At 44.9% G+C, this 16,890-nt stretch carries 12 protein-coding genes; 6 read left to right on the top strand and 6 right to left on the bottom strand.

Annotation, left to right across the window (positions count from 1 at the left end; genetic code table 11):
• The 5 genes from BVU_RS06335 to BVU_RS06315 form a co-directional block, all read right to left on the bottom strand.
• Positions 1-3,147, bottom strand: a complete 3,147-nt coding sequence (locus BVU_RS06335; RefSeq protein WP_011965108.1) for a SusC/RagA family TonB-linked outer membrane protein — start codon at positions 3,145-3,147, stop codon at positions 1-3.
• 38 nt (positions 3,148-3,185) lie between these two features.
• Positions 3,186-3,734: a hypothetical protein gene (locus BVU_RS06330; protein WP_011965107.1), complete on the bottom strand. Its 549-nt coding sequence runs from the start codon at positions 3,732-3,734 to the stop codon at positions 3,186-3,188.
• Positions 3,735-3,908: 174 nt separating this feature from the next.
• Positions 3,909-5,063 (bottom strand): lactaldehyde reductase, encoded by a 1,155-nt coding sequence (fucO, locus tag BVU_RS06325; protein WP_005849825.1) that lies wholly within the window; start codon positions 5,061-5,063, stop codon positions 3,909-3,911.
• Positions 5,064-5,276: 213 nt separating this feature from the next.
• Positions 5,277-6,533 (bottom strand): DUF3874 domain-containing protein, encoded by a 1,257-nt coding sequence (locus BVU_RS06320; RefSeq protein ID WP_005838705.1) that lies wholly within the window; start codon positions 6,531-6,533, stop codon positions 5,277-5,279.
• A gap of 519 nt (positions 6,534-7,052) precedes the next feature.
• A complete protein-coding gene (locus BVU_RS06315; protein ID WP_011965106.1) occupies positions 7,053-7,970 on the bottom strand; it encodes a tRNA-dihydrouridine synthase family protein in 918 nt (305 codons plus the stop codon).
• 58 nt (positions 7,971-8,028) lie between these two features.
• Between BVU_RS06315 and BVU_RS06310 the strand changes: the two genes are divergently transcribed.
• Together BVU_RS06310 and dprA are read left to right on the top strand one after the other, a co-directional pair.
• Positions 8,029-8,436 carry an acyl-CoA thioesterase gene (locus tag BVU_RS06310; RefSeq protein ID WP_005843849.1) on the top strand — a complete coding sequence of 136 codons (408 nt, stop codon included), beginning with the start codon at positions 8,029-8,031 and terminating at the stop codon, positions 8,434-8,436.
• A complete protein-coding gene (gene dprA, locus BVU_RS06305; RefSeq protein WP_011965105.1) occupies positions 8,433-9,548 on the top strand; it encodes a DNA-processing protein DprA in 1,116 nt (371 codons plus the stop codon). The genes BVU_RS06310 and dprA overlap by 4 nt, the downstream gene beginning before the upstream one ends.
• An 80-nt stretch (positions 9,549-9,628) precedes the next feature.
• Here dprA and BVU_RS06300 read toward each other — a convergent pair whose 3' ends face one another.
• A complete protein-coding gene (locus tag BVU_RS06300) occupies positions 9,629-11,512 on the bottom strand; it encodes an alpha-L-fucosidase (RefSeq protein ID WP_011965104.1) in 1,884 nt (627 codons plus the stop codon).
• Positions 11,513-12,106: 594 nt separating this feature from the next.
• Between BVU_RS06300 and BVU_RS06295 the strand changes: the two genes are divergently transcribed.
• The 4 genes from BVU_RS06295 (at position 12,107) to BVU_RS06280 (ending at position 16,840) form a co-directional block, all read left to right on the top strand.
• Entirely contained in the window at positions 12,107-13,474 is a 1,368-nt protein-coding gene (locus BVU_RS06295) for a DUF3575 domain-containing protein (RefSeq protein WP_011965103.1), read from the top strand.
• Complete coding sequence (locus BVU_RS06290; RefSeq protein ID WP_008666411.1) at positions 13,441-14,436, top strand: DUF5119 domain-containing protein; 996 nt, start codon at positions 13,441-13,443, stop codon at positions 14,434-14,436. Before BVU_RS06295 ends, BVU_RS06290 begins: the two co-directional genes overlap by 34 nt.
• A 48-nt stretch (positions 14,437-14,484) precedes the next feature.
• Positions 14,485-15,474, top strand: a complete 990-nt coding sequence (locus tag BVU_RS06285) for a fimbrillin family protein (RefSeq protein ID WP_011965102.1) — start codon at positions 14,485-14,487, stop codon at positions 15,472-15,474.
• Positions 15,475-15,979: 505 nt separating this feature from the next.
• Positions 15,980-16,840, top strand: a complete 861-nt coding sequence (locus tag BVU_RS06280; RefSeq protein WP_011965101.1) for a helix-turn-helix domain-containing protein — start codon at positions 15,980-15,982, stop codon at positions 16,838-16,840.
• Positions 16,841-16,890: the final 50 nt, after the last annotated feature.

Raw genomic sequence — 16,890 nt, 5'->3', positions numbered from 1 at the left:
TTAAAATTTAATGTTAGCACTCACTCCTACATAACGGGCCGACGGATCCTGCAAATCTCCATCACTGGCACCAAAGTCCGGATCCAAATAAGGAGTCTTTTTCAGCACGGCCAGATTGTTTCCAAACACTGTGACATCCAGCCCTTTTATAAACTGTGACTGAATGAACTTAGTCAAATCATACGTCACTGCAACACGTCTCAGTTTTAGGAAAGAACGGCTGAACGTATTAGCAAACAACTCGCTTTCTTCTGTACGCACCACGGCACGATAAGGATAATTCTGGGCCCAAGTCTGTATGTTTACCGCTGTTTCATTCTTTTTATAGACACGGGTATCGGAAACAATATTCCCATTCACGTCATAAGTCACCTCACCGCTTACTATATTGACACCTTCGGGCACATAAACAGGCTTGCCACCATTATCATATTCTTCCTGACGATACATGGTAGATTTGGGATGCTTTCCTCCCCACCACATTTTCTGCGTGGTAGTAGATATCAACGTTCCTCCGATAGCTCCGTCCATATCTATATTGACAGTAAAATCCTTTATCTTGAAAGTATTCTGCAATCCGAAACGAACATCAGGAGACTGGTTTCCTACTTTGGTCTTAAAAGCGCTCTGAGTGGGCAAACCCGTATTCGCATCCAATATCAACCGGCCATCCGGTGTCTTTTCCCACTCGGTAGCATACATAGCATCAGCCCGGTCACCTTTTTTCAAATCGCCGAACTTCTCCTGGTTTCCATAAATCCCGGTCAGCTTACGAATATTACTACTCCAATTGGTAGCTACATTCCAGGTAAAGTTTTTGTTTTTTACCGGAGTGGCGGAAACAATCAGCTCGAAACCGTTTGTTGTGTATTCGTTACCATTCACATAACGTTTGGTAAATGCCGAGGCAGATGATATGGGCAGTTCTATAATACTGTTCTCATCCAGCATATGATAGTAGGTCAGATCAATTCCAATGCGATTATGCAAAAACGAAGTAGAAACCCCCACCTCATACGAGGTTGTTTTTTGCGGCAATATATTCGCATTGAGTAACGTACCCGGATAAGTCACGGACGGAATACTGCCATACAGTGTGCCATTGGAATAAGTAGCATACAAAGAATAAGAATCAAGGTCACTGGAAACTTGCGCCCATGCACCATTTACTTTCAGATAATCCATCCATGAAGGCAGTTTCACATATTCATTAACCAATGTACTTAATGACACAGAAGGATAGAAATAGGAGTTATTCCCTTTTGCCAAAGTAGAAGACCAGTCATTACGCCCGGTAAATGTAAGAAACAAAGACTCAAACAAATCTACATTCACAGAACCATAAACACTCTCGATAGCTTTTTCGTTCATCGAGTTGGTAGCGCTTACAGGATTCAGGCTATTACCCAAATTATATACTTTCGCCACAATCAGTCCGTCTGTAGACTGGCTTTGCTTCCGAATCTGACGGTAATACAGTGAAGTACCGGCATTGACAGTCAACGTAAAATTCCTGCTGAAAGCACGTGTGTAAGTAGCAAGAAAATCCGCATTGATGTCCAGCTGATCAGTATTCCACGTTTTGTAGTCGCCATTCCGCGAATCACCATAGTTCATATAAGACTTAGGAACAGACATATCTTCAAATGTGCTTTCCAAACGTCCCGCAGCCCGTCCTTGCAAACTCAGCCCCGGTATTACATCCCAGTTCAGTTTCAGTTGTCCATTCATTGTATTACGGTCATGCTTTTGCGTCAGTTCATTGGCAGCAAAGTAAGGATTATTATACCACGCATAGTTGTAGTTGGCCTGACGTGTACCTTCAGAGTCCGGACGATAATAATGCTCGGCCAACTCCTTTCCATTTACATCATTTCCCATCCATAACAAAATGGTATACATATGATTTTTCGGTCCATATCCATAACGTGGATAATTGGGAGAATATACCTTGTTATAAGAAAGATTGGCTGATAAAGTAACCGAGTTACTAAGGTTATACATACTGTTAAAGTTCAATCCCCCCGTATAAACCGAAGTATTGGGAACCTGTCCGCGCTGATTGGAGAAATCACCGTTAAAATTATAGTTAGCTTTTTTACTTTTGCTTGCCACTGAAAAAGTCGCTTTTGTAATAATTCCGGTACGTAAAAAGTCCCTCAGGTTATCATGAGGTTCCCATGCGATGGGCACCCGTTCGTACTTAGACTGGTCATCATAAATCGTACCGGAAACATCCCCCCACCAAGGAATCGTTTCTCCTGTTTCTTTATTACGGATAGGACTATTCCACTGTGCTATTTTCTGCCCGGCAAAACGAGGTCCCCAGGTCATGTCTCCATCCGAGATACCACCATCTGCTCCATCCCAAAAGGCATACTGACCATTAGAGCCCGAACCAAACTCTGTCTGAGTTTCAGGAAAGACCGTAAATCCGGCAGAAACCATACTGGACAATCCGGCCGTAACAGTCAATCCATCCTCTTTCGCCAGTTTGGTAGTAATCAAAATAGCACCGTCTTTACCCCGCGAACCATACAAAGCAGCGGCGGCAGTTCCCTTCAAAACATTAATACTTTCTATATTTTCGGGAGATACGTCAAAAAGATCCGACTCCACAGGCACACCGTCAATCACCATCAACGGAGTCTTTCCACGTAAGGAAAACGAAGGAGCCTGAAAAATACCGGTAGGATTATTTACCGTCAAACCGGCTACCTGACCCGACAGGGCATTACCAACATTCACCGTACCCGGCTGGTCTAAAGCCTCGGTATTGACTTGTTGGGTAGTATATCCCAACTTCTTTTTCTGCTGCTTGATACCGATAGCAGTTACCACTACTTCGTCAATGGCCTGCACATCGTCATTCATCGTCACGTTAATCACCGTTTGTCCATCTACTTGTTTCTCTACCGGAGTATATCCGATATAAGAAAAAATCAATACACCATTGGCGGGCACTTCCACTGAATAACGCCCATCCATATCTGTCACCGTACCCACTGTTGAGTTTTTAACCATTACGCTGGCACCGATAATCACATCCGACTTATCCCGCACCACACCGGTCACTCTGAGATTCTGCGCCTTCACGCAAAGGCATAGCAAGGTCATAACAATGACCAAGCACTGTTTAGTTTTCATTTATATATAATTGTTAGTTTATCCTGAAAAGAAAGAATTCAATAGATACTTTTAAGGCTGACACGGCGGAATACACCCAACAAATGAGATACGTCCTTTTTATTCTCTTGTAAAGCAGTCTCAAAAGACTCCGTATCCGAGTCGATAGCGGCCAACGCCACTTTCAGCACCCCTGTAAACTCCTGCTCCGCCTTATCCTGCGGCAGCAGGTCTTTCCTTACCTGACGGTTCAGTTCTTTTTCAATGGTACGTACCGCATTGTAGATTTCCGGCTTACGAATCACCGTACGACGCGTCGGATCTCCGGGTACCACCTCTTCCTTCACCACATAAGTATCTTTAAATGAATCATACAGGAAGGCTACCTTCTTACCTAATTTATGATTAGAAACCAATGCAGCCAGCTCTTCGGAAGAAGGGGTTTCAACAGTAGAGTAAAACTCCCATGTTTCCACCTTAGCCGAAGATGCATCCGTTTTCACATTCTCTTTTTTGTCACGCACCGGACAAAACGGCATAGCCCACATCTGTTGGGCAAACAAACTGATACTCAAAAAAGCAACGGTTAAAATGAACTTCTTTTTCATAACTTTAAGTTTATTGTTTTCTGCCGCAAAGAAACGAACTGCACATTTCAATCCAAATACAAAAAAATGAAACTCACATAACAATTCAAAAAACAGAAAGGAGATAAAAAAAGTGTGTGGATATGCCCTGCACATCCACACACCACCTATGCTTTTATTACAAAAGAATTACGCTTAGAAAGCCTTCTTGTAAAGTTCCAGAATAATTTCTTCCGTCACTTCACGAGGATTGCCCGGCGTACACACATCGGCAATAGCCGAAGCGGCCAGACGGGGCAAGTCTTCTTCCTTAATACCCAGTTCAGACAAATGCTGAGGGATACCCACCTTGACAGACAATGCCTTCACCGCCTCAACAGCAGCCTTCGCAGCCTCTTCCCGGCTCATGCCATCCTTGTACACATTCATCGCCTTGGCGATATCTACATATTTGGACAAAGCAGCCGGAGCATTGAACTCCATGATGACAGGCAGCAACAGTGCATTAGCCACACCGTGAGGAATATCGAAGATAGCTCCCAACGGATGAGCCATACCGTGAACCACGCCCAAGCCTACATTAGAGAACGCCATACCTGCAATGTACTGTGCCACAGCCATACCGTTACGGGCTTCCGCATTGGTAGGCTCGAAGACAGCGGTTTCCAGATAACGGGCAATCATTTCGATCGCCTTGATCTCGAACATATCACTCATTTCCCAAGCGCCTTTGGTTATCAACCCTTCGATGGCGTGGGTCAGTGCGTCCAAACCGGTAGAAGCAGTCAGCCCTTTAGGCAGAGTGTACATCAGTTCCGCATCCACAATAGCGATGGCGGGGATATCGTTCGGGTCTACACAAACCATCTTCTTATGGTTTTCCTCATCCGTGATGACATAGTTGATAGTCACCTCGGCGGCAGTACCGGCGGTAGTGGGCAGTGCAATGATAGGCACTGACTTTTTCCTTGTAGGAGCCACACCTTCCAGTGACACCACATCACTGAAGTCTGGATTATTAGTGATGATACCAATCGCTTTCGAAGTATCGATAGACGAACCGCCGCCGATAGCCAGAATAAAGTCCGCTCCTGATTTTGCAAAAGCTTCAACTCCCGCCTTTACATTGCTTACAGTAGGATTCGGTTTGATTTCACTGAATATTTCATAAGGAATACCTGCATTCTCCAAGACTTTCAACACTTTATCAGCCACACCGAACTTAATCAAGTCCTTGTCTGTAGCAACAAACGCCTTATGCAAGCCCAAACGTTTAATCTCTTGTGGAAGCACTTCACGCGCACCCGGACCGAAGTAAGATACTTCGTTCAATACAAATCTGTTAATCATAGTTTTTTTAATTATGTAGTTTGGTTGCAAACTTAGTACAAATTCTTGAGAAAACGGCTCTTTAAAAAGATTCTTATAGTATGTTTTTTGGCATTCATGCACCCCGCCTTCAGTCCATTCAGCACGGTTAACACGCTGTCGCACAACAAATAAGACTGACAGAAGTCCCTTCAGCCTCCTGTCAGTCCTTTCAGCCGGCCTGATGGACGGGAATTATGCCGCCAGCACCACCTTGTACAGATTTCCTTTCTCCGTATGCATCCGTTCCGCCCCCATGGCGCTCATCATCTTGCCGAAACGCACCACCGTCATGCCGCGCATAGCCGCAGGATAACGGCTCTGCAAAATGGTGAAAATGACCGAGGCCGAATAGAGTTTGAACTCCTCTCCCGCCTCAGGCAGACGAAAACAACGGTAGAACACCTCCTGCTCTACGGGCATGGCATAGAACTCGCGGTTGCGCAATTGCAGTTCCGCTTCCTCTTCGGCCGAAAACCAATAACGCTCGCCACCCTCCAGCTCCGCCTTCAATTGGGCAAACAATTGCTTGTGCTCCAGTGGCGTGCAGTCTATTTTCTCTTTCACCTCGGCACAAAGATAACGGCGACTGCCCGTGGGGTCGGTCAGCAAATCCTTATGATTACTGGTTCCTATAAACGAAGCCATGCGGGGCAGGTGACTGTAGGATGAACGGTGCGACTTACGGAAATCCAACTTCTTCATCTGCATCAGTGTCTTGAGCAACGGCAGTTTTTGAGGAGAAAGACGGTCGTACTCATCCAGGTTAATCAGCCCGAACTGCGCCAGTTTCTGTTCGCATCCCGACTGCCCCGTCAACTCAAAACTGTCCGTATAATAATCTCTCAACCCGTCGGGCATCAACAACTGACAAAAAGTAGATTTACACTTGCCCTGCATACGGCTCACCAACATAGGGGCCACTGCATTGGCGCAACGGTCCATGCGTCCTGCCCACTGGGCGGCCATTCCCAGCATCCAGCGGTGGAAACCGTTTATCCAGAAGGCTTTTTTCGAGATACGCTGCGCCAGCGGAGTGACGCGGTCCACCCCGTCCCATTGGGGCAGTGTATCCATATAAGTAAGGAAAGGGTGATAGTCTTCCAAGCGTTCCGAATGGAGCAGGCGGCTCACATCCTTATCCCAGCAATTGATGCGATGACGGTGCGCTTCCAGGCACAAGGTGTTCAAGGTACGCTGAGTCACTATCTTATAAGGTGTGTCCGTCCCTTGCCCCTTCGCGCAATATTCGGGTTGTTCCGTCAACACGTTGAAACGGAACTCATAGTGTTTCCACAAGTAGTTCTCCAGACGGTCTTGCACCTCCCGGTTATCCGCAGCCTGTTCTTTTTCCCTTTTATCCGAAGAAGGGTCCGCCTGTTTCGCCGTTGCAGTTTCACCGTTCCATAACTTGCACCATTCCATCACCTTCCGAATCATTTCTTTCATCATGATTTTATTGTTTTTTTTAGTTGTTGTTTCCACAAAGATAGCACATTGAAAAGCCTTTGTCAAGGGATTTCCGGCGTTTCGGGATGAAAAGTGACTAAGCGTAAACATCCTTATGTAAAAGGGTTTTCATCAGGACAAGTTCGTGTTCTCTTCTTGACAAGTACAGTGTTTCACTTAAGTGATGAAGTTTCATCACCCAAGTGGTACAAGCTCATCACTAGGGTGATAAGGTTTCATCACTTTAGTGAAACGATAAACTTATCAGGAAGCAACTGGATGCATAACAAGGAAGATAAAGGATATGCTCCAAGAAAAGACAGCTAAGTATTTCTTAAAATACAGGCATGACGGACATACCTCTCATCTAACAGGTAGGAACAAAAATATGGGCTGGAAGTAACTGACAGGAAACTGAAGGTTCTCCTATCAGGATACCTCTCTATTTTACAAGCTGTTAGACCGGCTGAATGAACTGAAGAAACACTCCGGTTTTCATGTACCGAAGCCCCTTTTCCATCATTACAGCTGGTTCACCGCTGTCAAATACTTATCCATCGTTGTAGCCTTCTTTATCGCTTTTTTTATCTTCCGGTCCGCATCGGGCAGCAGGTATTCCCAATAAGGCTTCATTTTACTCAGCAATTGCGCCTCTCCCTGTAAATGGGCTTCATAATATTGAAGAAGGCGTGCGTGAAGCGCCTTCACCTTTTCATGCAGCTCATCGGGAGAAAAAACGGTTCCGTTTGCATATTCCCAAGCCAAAGCAGGATTGGCCAGCAACCCGCGTCCCAGCATGACCCCCTCCAGGCGGGGAAACTCCTCGTCCACCTTCCGGATATCTTCCACCGTCAGCAAGTCACCGTTATACACCAACGGATGGGCGCACTCCTCATAGAAAGCGGTGAACGCAGCCAAGTCCACCTCTCCCTTGTACTGTTGCTTCCCGATACGAGGATGCAGAACGATCCGCCGCAAGGGGGCAGCGTTCAACAAAGGCAACAACGGCCGCCATTCATCCGCACACTCCCATCCCAATCTCATCTTGACGGAGAAACCCAGTTCCGGATAGTGCACCAGCTCTTTCAATAAAGCTTCCACCTCGGCCGGATACGGCAATATGCCCGAACCCTTATGTTTCCCTGTCATCAGGGGAAAAGGACAACCCATATTGATATCCGCTTCCTTGTACCCTTTCTCTATAAACAAACCGGCCAGCCGTTCCAGTTCGGCAGGAGTGGAAGCGATAAGCTGGGGAATCAGCCGGGACACAGTATTGTTTTCAGAAGCGATCTCCCGTACATCCTTGTTACGGAACTCTCCTTTCTCCATCCGCACAAAGGGGGTATAATAAGCATCTATCCCACCAAAAACTTCCTGATGAAGATTTCTCCAGGGGGCTTCCGTAAAACCTTGCAAAGGGGCAGCGTACAGTTTCATTTGTTTCTTTTTTTAAGTTTATCTGCAAAGTAACACATTTTTCTTATACCTTTGCCTTATGGAAAAGTATATTTATGAACTGAAGATGAAGGTACGCGATTATGAATGCGACCTGCAGGGTATTGTGAACAATGCCAACTATCAACATTATCTGGAACATACGCGCCATGAGTTTCTCACATCGGTGGGCATCAGTTTCGCACGCTTGCACGAAGAAGGAGTGGACCCGGTAGTGGCGAGGCTCACCATGGCGTTCAAAACTCCGCTGCGCAGCGGTGACGAATTCGTGTCCAAGCTCTATCTGAAAAAAGAAGGTATTAAATATGTGTTCTATCAGGACATTTTCCGTCTGCCCGACATGAAAGTGACTGTCAAGGCCACTGTAGAATCAGTATGCGTGGTAAACGGCAGATTAGGGGACAGCGCTCTATTTGACGAGACTTTCGCCCCCTATCTGAGCGAATGACACAAGACGAACAAATTTGCAGCCTGGCCCTGACCCGGATACCGGGATTGGGACCGACAGGCGCATTCAGACTGGTGAGCAGTCTGGGAAGCGCCACCCGTGTTTTCGAACACCGCAAAGAGCTGTCACAACTGGTCCCCGGAGTAAGCGAAAAGATCATTACTGCGTTGAATAACTCCGAAGCTTTCCGGCGTGCAGAGCAGGAACTAACTTTCTGTGAGAAAAATCATATCCGCTGCCTCACCTTAAATGATGAAGGTTATCCCGGCCGTTTGCGTGAATGTGATGATGCTCCGCTAGCTTTATTTTACCGGGGAAATGCCGATCTGAATGCACTGCATGTCATCAATATGGTAGGAACCCGTCATGCCACCCCCTACGGACAGGATATCTGCACTCGTTTCCTTGCCGACTTGTCGGTGTTGTGCCCAAACGCCTTGATAGTGAGCGGGCTGGCTTATGGCATTGATATCCATGCGCATCGCGCCGCCCTGCAGAATCATTTCAAGACCATAGGCGTGCTGGCACACGGACTGGACCGTATTTATCCTGCCGAACATCGGAAGACAGCCGTCAGCATGTTGGAACAGGGAGGTTTGCTGACCGAATTTACAAGCGGAACCAATCCCGACAGGCAGAATTTCGTGAAACGAAACCGCATTGTGGCAGGTATGAGTGACGCCACCGTCGTTATCGAATCCGCCGCCAAAGGGGGAGCCCTCATCACCGCCGAACTGGCGGAAAGTTATCACCGGGACTGTTTTGCCTTTCCGGGACGATGCAACGACGAATATTCCATAGGCTGCAACAATCTGATAAGAAAAAACCAGGCAGTGCTTATCACATCGGCCGAAGATTTAGTGAAGGCCATGGGATGGGAAAGCAGCCCCAAAACCGAGAAAACAGTACAACGGGAATTGTTCCCTGATTTAAGCGAGGAAGAGGAACGAATAGTAAAACGACTCGGCAAAATGTCGGAAGGATTACAAATCAACACATTGGTGATAGACACCAACATACCTGTAAACCGAATGAGTGCATTACTGTTTGAATTAGAAATGAAAGGGGTGATACGAGCACTGGCAGGAGGAGTGTACCGGTTAATAATGTAACCATGTATCAAGATACTCATATACCCATTGACATACGGTAGCTGTACCGTGAACGGGTACATGAGTATATTGATGCATGGTTATTGCACTCCTAGTTCGGCAAAGCCCATCGGTCCGTCATTTTCCACCATCCGCACTGCTTTCAACAGCACATATCTGGCTGTTACCGGACTGAAGTAGACCGATTGGAGAATCGGATTGTTCTTGATGTTCGAGAATTCCCCGCTGCTCACCACCTGGTTCACCGCACCGGCTTCCGTGCCGACTGAAATCTCATAGGCAGCTATCAGTCCTTTGTTATACTCGCTCTGGTCGGGTAAATAATGGAAAGAAGAAACAGTCTGTTCCGTACCTAAATCCACCAGAAGCGTATTGCCGTCCACAAAGCAAGTAGTGGCGGCATCTTTATCCGCACATTTTCCGGCTTCCGCTTCATCTACCTTCGGCAATGTAAACGGATATGTTTTCAGTTCCTCCGCTTTTGCTGTAAACACATCAAGGGTTTCTCCTGCATAATAAGCCTCTATATTATTGATACACAGGCAGGCGCGTGATTTCTCAAAGTTCACGCGAAGTTTGTCCGTAGTGACAGTCTCAAAACGAAGCAAACGTTTATAACCGATTGTAGTAGTCTCTTCATTCAGTTTCACAGGCAGCCACTCCCCTTCCTTATTATATTCCACCACAAAGGACTGTACACGCTGTCCCAACGGAATGTATTCCTGCAACAGCATACGGTTTACCTTCTGCGGGGCCGGCCATTCAAACTCGATAACAGCCGATGTGACGCTATCCTCCGTAGCCCAATATGTATCATACTCTCCATCCGTCACCGCCTTTGCCGTATATTTTCCACCCCGTTCATTGGAAACTACCGGAAGAACACCTTTCAACAGATTGTTTGCCAACTGTTTCTGTACATTCTTATAAAAATCAACAGCATTCGCCGAATCTGTAGGGTGAATCAATCCATCCCGGTTTACGGGGAAATTAAGCAATAAAGTCGCATTATGCCCCACACTGCGGTAATAAAGGTCTGTCAATTGCTCCACCGTCTTCACCCGGTCGTCCTCCTCCGGATGATAAAACCAGCCCGGACGGATAGACACATCACACTCGGCAGCCGTCCACTGATTGCCGTCCGCATGTCCGTATTGCAGTTCCCTATACTTAGGATATCCCGGATAAACCTCTCCGGCACGCAAGAAAGACCAGTTTGTCGCTCCGGCAAATCCATTCTCGTTACCTACCCAGCGGCATCCGGGACCGCCATCCGAGAATACAACAGCCTGCGGCTGAAACTTGTCAATCATTTCATAGGCACGCGCATAGTCATAGTAAGTCTTCCGGTCTATGGTACGGGAATCTTTTGCTCCGCCATACCAGCCATCACCGCCATTGGCCCCGTCAAACCAGATTTCAAACACCGGACCATAATTGGTCAGCAACTCGTACAACTGTCGATAGAAATAATCCACATATTCCGGAGTTCCATAATTGGCCTGATGCCTGTCCCACGGTGAGAGATAGACAGCGAATTTTATACCATACTTCTTGCAAGCTTCCGAAAGATCACGCACTATATCCCCTTTTCCGTCTTTATAAGGCGTGTTACGGATACAGTATTCGGTCAGCCCCGTAGGCCACAGGCAAAATCCGTCATGATGTTTTGCCGTAAGGATAACTCCTTTCATCCCTGCCGCCACAAAGGTTTTCACCCATTGTTCGCAGTCCAGTTTGACAGGATTGAATGTAGCAGGATCGGAATCTCCATATCCCCATTCACGATCATTGAACGTGTTCAGTCCGAAATGTACGAAAGCGTATGTCTCCATTTTCTGCCAATCCACCTGTTTCTTTTCAGGAATGGGGAAAACAGGTTCAGGAGCATTCACAGCCGGAGCGCAGGCATTCAGTAATGCAACAGCAACTCCCAAGCATAAAAGGTTTGCGTGTCTTTTCATTTAGATTGTCAATTAATTACATTGACACAAAGATAACATAAAATCCGATGGATGAAAACAAGAAGCTGAATATTTTAAAAGACAGGAAACTTGACAGGCAGGAAAAGAACAAAAGCGAAGGGCTTAAAAAAGGAAAAGGAGCAACGCTTTGCTCCAACCTTTGTTAACCTTAAATCTAATACTATGAAAAAAATCACATGACAAATGTACAACTTACACTCATTTTCTCCAAATATTTAGTTCAATTTCGCTTTTCATTTAGTATTATTTCACAAATACAACCGTTTTCGCACACAACATTACAATTAGATTGAAAAACACGGATTAAAAAAGGAATATGAAACATTGCCCTATCCATATGATAAGACCGTTCATTTCTGTCCATTGGAAAGTAAAAAGCAAAAAGAAAGTATTCCTCTGATTATTCACTCCAAATAAAAGTAAGCTCCCCTGCCCTTCTCATTATCCGGCTGCCCAAACTTGCAAATTCTGTCCAATCGCTTCACTAACCCTTTCACGTCCGAAAATAGAACATTTAATAAGTTTTTTTTCAGATTTTATCACCTATATTTGCTCCACACATAATGGTAATCCATGGAAAAACGCACTACTATATTCAGCATATTTGTGTTTTTGTGCCTACTGACCAATAGCACTTATGCCCGGACGACAGAGTACGAAAATCCCAAAGATACCATATTGGACATGATGCTCTATTTTGACCTAAAGGCCCGACAGGCGGACAAGGATTACCAAGGAAACGGTAAAACGCTGGCAACATTGGATTCCCTGCTTGCCCATCCTGCCCGCAGCAGACATCTTTATTCCATTATTCTGGTTTCACCGGATTCATATAACGGAAAAAAAGAACCGGACATAGCGCCGGGCCTAAAAAGAAGCGAGGAAGTAAAAGCGTTCTTATGTCGGAAATATCCGCAAGTCAATGCCGCCCAAATCTGTATCCGTACAGGAGAAGAATACGGGGATGCCTTACGGAAACTGATAACGGACGACAGGCTGGTCCCCGACCGGGAGGATGTATTGGCATTGATAGATTATCACCATGACAATCCTGTAAAAATGCAAGATTTCTTGCAACATCTGGATGCCGGCATACCTTATCAATATATTTCCAACCGGCTGCTACCGGAGCTCAGACGGACAAAAATAAGAGTCTGCCTGTCTTATCCGGAAGAAAAGGAAGGAAAAAACTCCTCCACGGAACAGGCGGCCATGATAGAAGAAACTGAATTCATTCCGATTGACAGGGAAACGACCATTGCGTCAATGGCGGTGCAAGCACTCCCACAAAAGGAAAGGAGACAAGTAATAACAGAAACAGAAAAAACAGTAACAAAGGCAGAAAAGGAAAAAGAGACAAAAGAAAAACGGGGAAAAAAGCCCAAAGAAAAGGCAGCAAGAAGAGACAAGACAGCCGGCAACACAGTGCTTGCACTGAAAAATAATTTATTGTACGACCTGGCACTGGCGCCTAATATAGAAATAGAAATTCCTGTAGGAAAGCGGTGGTCAGTGAACCTGGAATATAAAAGCCCCTGGTGGTCCAACAGTAGCAAAGAAATCTGCTACCAGCTGATTTCGGGAGGAATAGAAAGCCGCTACTGGCTGGGCAACCGTGAACTGCATCACCGGTTGAACGGACATTTCTTTGGATTGTATGCCGAAGGAGGTATCTACGACTTTCAGTTTAAAGGAGACGGCTACCAAGGTAAATATTACGGTGCGGCAGGATTCACTTATGGATATTCCACTTCAGTGTCACGGCATCTGGCATTGGAATTCAGCCTGGGCATAGGCTACCTGACCACGGAATATCAAAAGTACACTCCCTATGAAGGGTCACTAGTTTGGATGAGTAGCGGGAATTACACCTTTATAGGCCCTACGAAAGCAAAAATTTCGTTGGTATGGGTGATAACAAAGAAGAGAGGAAGAAAATGAAAAAGACAAGGTACGTAGCTCTTGTACTTTTATCTTCACTATTGACTTTAGTGGGATGCAGCCGACGCGAGATTCTGGACGATTATCCCGTAACAGGAATAAATATCCGTTTGGACTGGGAAGGGGTAACCGGCCGTCTGCCGGAAGGAGTCCGGGTTATTTTCTATCCCAAGGACGCCCAAGGAAGAAAGATTGATACTTACTTGCCGGCAAAAGGCGGAGAAATGAAAGTGCCCCCGGGGCATTACTTGGCAGTGATTTACAATTATGACACCGAAGTAGTGCAAGTAAAAGGCGAAGACAGTTACGAAACGATAATGGCGTGTACAGGAAACTGCACGGGATTGGGCGACAGCGAAACAGAAAACATGGTATGGGGACCGGATAATTTTTATGTGGCAACCCTGGACGATGTAGAGATAGGAAAAGGAGAAGAGTTACCGACACTAGAGGTAAGACCAAAATCTGTGGTAACCACTTACATCTTTTCAATAAAGACAGAGGGGCTGAAAAATGTCTCATCGATCATTGGCAGTGTTTCCGGAATGGCTGAATGTTACCATTTAGGTAAAGGAGCCGGCTTATGCCGCTTCGCTCCCATTTATTGTGAAACCGGTAAAGGGAATGGGGTTATAAAAGGGAGTTTCACCTGTTTCGGACATCCCGAACTGACGCAGGCAAGAGCTGATATCACTCAGTTTCTGAATCTGATCATAGTAAGGGTGGATGGTTCCAGACAAGAAGCGAAAGTGGAAATAACGGAAGCGGTAAAACCTCCTGAAGACGAGCCGGGAGAAGGTGATGAAAAACCTCAAGAGTCCGAGATAGAGATTGAGCTTCCGGATGACGAGAAAATTGTAGTGGATGATGTAGAGGTTCCTCCAGATGAAAGTGGCGGTGGATTTGATGGGAACGTTAGTGACTGGGACGATGAAACGAATGTGGAATTACCGGTTGGTTAAGATATAAAATAAAGAGTCATAGAATTATTAACTTAAAACACACAGAATATGAAGAAGATTTTATTTGCAGCTTTAGCTGCACTGGCAATCACAAGTTGCTCACAGAATGAAATTGATGGTATTGACAATGGAACTCCAAAAAGTAAAAATGAAATAGGAGTAAACACAATTGTCAAAAAGAGTTCAAGAGCCGCTGTTACAAGCAATAGCAGTTTCACGTCGTTTAAATTACATGCCTATATAGTTAAAAGCAATGATATTGCAACTTCAGGATGGGGTAATGCTTATATGGATGGTATAGAATATAAAGGAGGTCAAGGTAGCTGGGCAACAACAAGTGGTACTTTTTACTGGCCTATCACAGAAATGCAATTTTTTGGGTATACCAATGATGTAACCTATACAGCACCTGCTAGTTCTAACGCTTATCCTACTATCAGTTATACTCTTCCTGACACCCCAGCCGATCAAAAAGATATTATAGTGGCTTATTCCAAAGATGTAACCAAGCCAAGTGATAATACATTAAATCTTACATTCCAACACATCCTCACCCGTATAAACTTTGCTGTGAAACTAGTTGATAGCAGCTATACTTACACAGTTGAAAGCATAACTATCACCGGTGCCAAAGGCGGTACTGCAACATATACATTCGGAGGAACCGAAGGAAAAGGTGGAAATTGGAATATAACAGGAAGTGCACCTGCTAGTGGCTATAGCTATACATTCGATAATACCGTAACAGCCAAAGATGGTATTTATGATTATACACAAAATGATAATTCATTAATGCTGTACCCACAATCTCTTACTGATGCAAAAATCATAGTCAAGTATAAAACAGAGAAGGATAATGCAACATTCTTTAATGACTCAAAAGAAGTATCCTTAACCGGAGAATGGACTAACGGACAAAGTATCCGTTATATACTAACTTTACCGGTTGGTGCAGAAGAAATGAGTGTAAATACAACATATGATGAAAATTGGGATGCTACTGATAACGAGCAAACTCCTAAAAACCCTGCATCATAAGATCCCTCAGCAAGCTTATAAATCAATGAAATTATAATCTCCTGATAAGAACATAGCAATTTCCTGCTCCGCAATGAAACACCGTATCATCCCCATCATGATTTGCGATTTCATTTGCGGAGCATTTTTACCTGTTGTCAATCAACCGTCCTCAAAAAGTATATGCGATAGTTTGCAGCTCGCCAATGATACCGGAGAAATTGGAGGATGATACTACAAATTCCATAATCTATGCTGTTTTAGCCGGTATACCTCCCCATGGATACACACAAAGATACTTTCTTTCTGCTACTTTCCCAACAATTGCAACTTCTTTGTGTTTGGCCACACAAATTTAGCCCTCTATGCTCATGCCCACAGGCTATCATTTTCCGTAACGGCAGAAGACAAACAAGTGGAAACAGGATTCTTCGGTCTTTTTCCTGAAACTTATTGCAAATTATCCATATTTGACCTACATTTGTCAAATCAACCAAAAGAACACAAGCGTTTCTAACATCTATATATGTCTGGTCTGCCCTGTAATGAAAGGATGGATTGTACCCAATGCCCTAAAGCAGTGGAGAACAGCATCCATTACACACATAACAAAAAAGGTTTCCACTTACCCCCACATAAGTGTGAAACCAATATTTTATTTTTCTTACTCAAAGGTCAAATATTAATCAATAGTGAAGAATATGCCGGAACCATCATCAATTCCGGAGAATTTGTGCTGCAAGCTATCGCATCAAAAGTGGAAATACTGGCCATGACAGACTCGGAAGGTATTCTGTACACATTTGATGACCCTAAAGCCTTCTGCTATGACCGCTATACCTATATATTGAAAAACGTGCCTCCGCCACTCATCTCCGAGCCACTGAAAATAAAGCCCGAAATAAAGCTTTTCCTTGAAGGGGTTGCTTCCTATCTGAATGCAGACAAAATTTGTAAAGAGCTGCTCGAATTCAAGCGTAAAGAACTTTATTATCTGTTGGCACACTATTACACAGACTATGAGCTATCTCCTGTTGTACACAGCCTATCCCAATACACCAGCAGTTTTGAATATTTCATATTAAAGCACCACAAACAAATAAAGTCCGTAGAGGAGTTCGCACAACTGGGCGGCTACAGCGTCACCACCTTCCGCCGCATTTTCAAAGCCATCTTCAACGAACCGGCCTATGAATGGATGATGAAACAGCGCAAAGAAAGTATCCTTTACCAATTGCGCTATACAGATGCTTCCATCTCCGAAATCTGCTTTGGACATGGATTTGAATCTCTCTCACATTTTTCCAACTTCTGTAAGAAGTCCTTTGGCGACTCTCCCAGAAACATCCGTAAAAAAGAAAAGGAAGAAATTTCACCCAATACATAATTATAAAAAAAATGCCCCGCCAAAAGGCAGGGCACTCTCAAATATCAAGT

Source organism: Phocaeicola vulgatus ATCC 8482 (genome assembly GCF_000012825.1).
GTDB lineage: Bacteria > Bacteroidota > Bacteroidia > Bacteroidales > Bacteroidaceae > Phocaeicola > Phocaeicola vulgatus.
Note: the sequence above shows the minus strand (reverse complement) of the source record. Positions and strands in the feature narration are given on the sequence as shown.

Excerpts from the sequence above, each read along its gene's own strand:
- BVU_RS06295 (WP_011965103.1), top strand. The coding sequence starts at position 12,107 with ATGGAAAAACGCACTACTATATTCAGCATATTTGTGTTTTTGTGCCTA.
- BVU_RS06285 (WP_011965102.1), top strand. The coding sequence starts at position 14,485 with ATGAAGAAGATTTTATTTGCAGCTTTAGCTGCACTGGCAATCACAAGT.
- BVU_RS06330 (WP_011965107.1), bottom strand. The coding sequence starts at position 3,734 with ATGAAAAAGAAGTTCATTTTAACCGTTGCTTTTTTGAGTATCAGTTTG.
- dprA (WP_011965105.1), top strand. The coding sequence starts at position 8,433 with ATGACACAAGACGAACAAATTTGCAGCCTGGCCCTGACCCGGATACCG.
- BVU_RS06290 (WP_008666411.1), top strand. The coding sequence starts at position 13,441 with ATGGGTGATAACAAAGAAGAGAGGAAGAAAATGAAAAAGACAAGGTAC.
- BVU_RS06315 (WP_011965106.1), bottom strand. The coding sequence starts at position 7,970 with ATGAAACTGTACGCTGCCCCTTTGCAAGGTTTTACGGAAGCCCCCTGG.
- fucO (WP_005849825.1), bottom strand. The coding sequence starts at position 5,063 with ATGATTAACAGATTTGTATTGAACGAAGTATCTTACTTCGGTCCGGGT.
- BVU_RS06310 (WP_005843849.1), top strand. The coding sequence starts at position 8,029 with ATGGAAAAGTATATTTATGAACTGAAGATGAAGGTACGCGATTATGAA.
- BVU_RS06280 (WP_011965101.1), top strand. The coding sequence starts at position 15,980 with ATGTCTGGTCTGCCCTGTAATGAAAGGATGGATTGTACCCAATGCCCT.
- BVU_RS06300 (WP_011965104.1), bottom strand. The coding sequence starts at position 11,512 with ATGAAAAGACACGCAAACCTTTTATGCTTGGGAGTTGCTGTTGCATTA.
- BVU_RS06335 (WP_011965108.1), bottom strand. The coding sequence starts at position 3,147 with ATGAAAACTAAACAGTGCTTGGTCATTGTTATGACCTTGCTATGCCTT.
- BVU_RS06320 (WP_005838705.1), bottom strand. The coding sequence starts at position 6,533 with ATGATGAAAGAAATGATTCGGAAGGTGATGGAATGGTGCAAGTTATGG.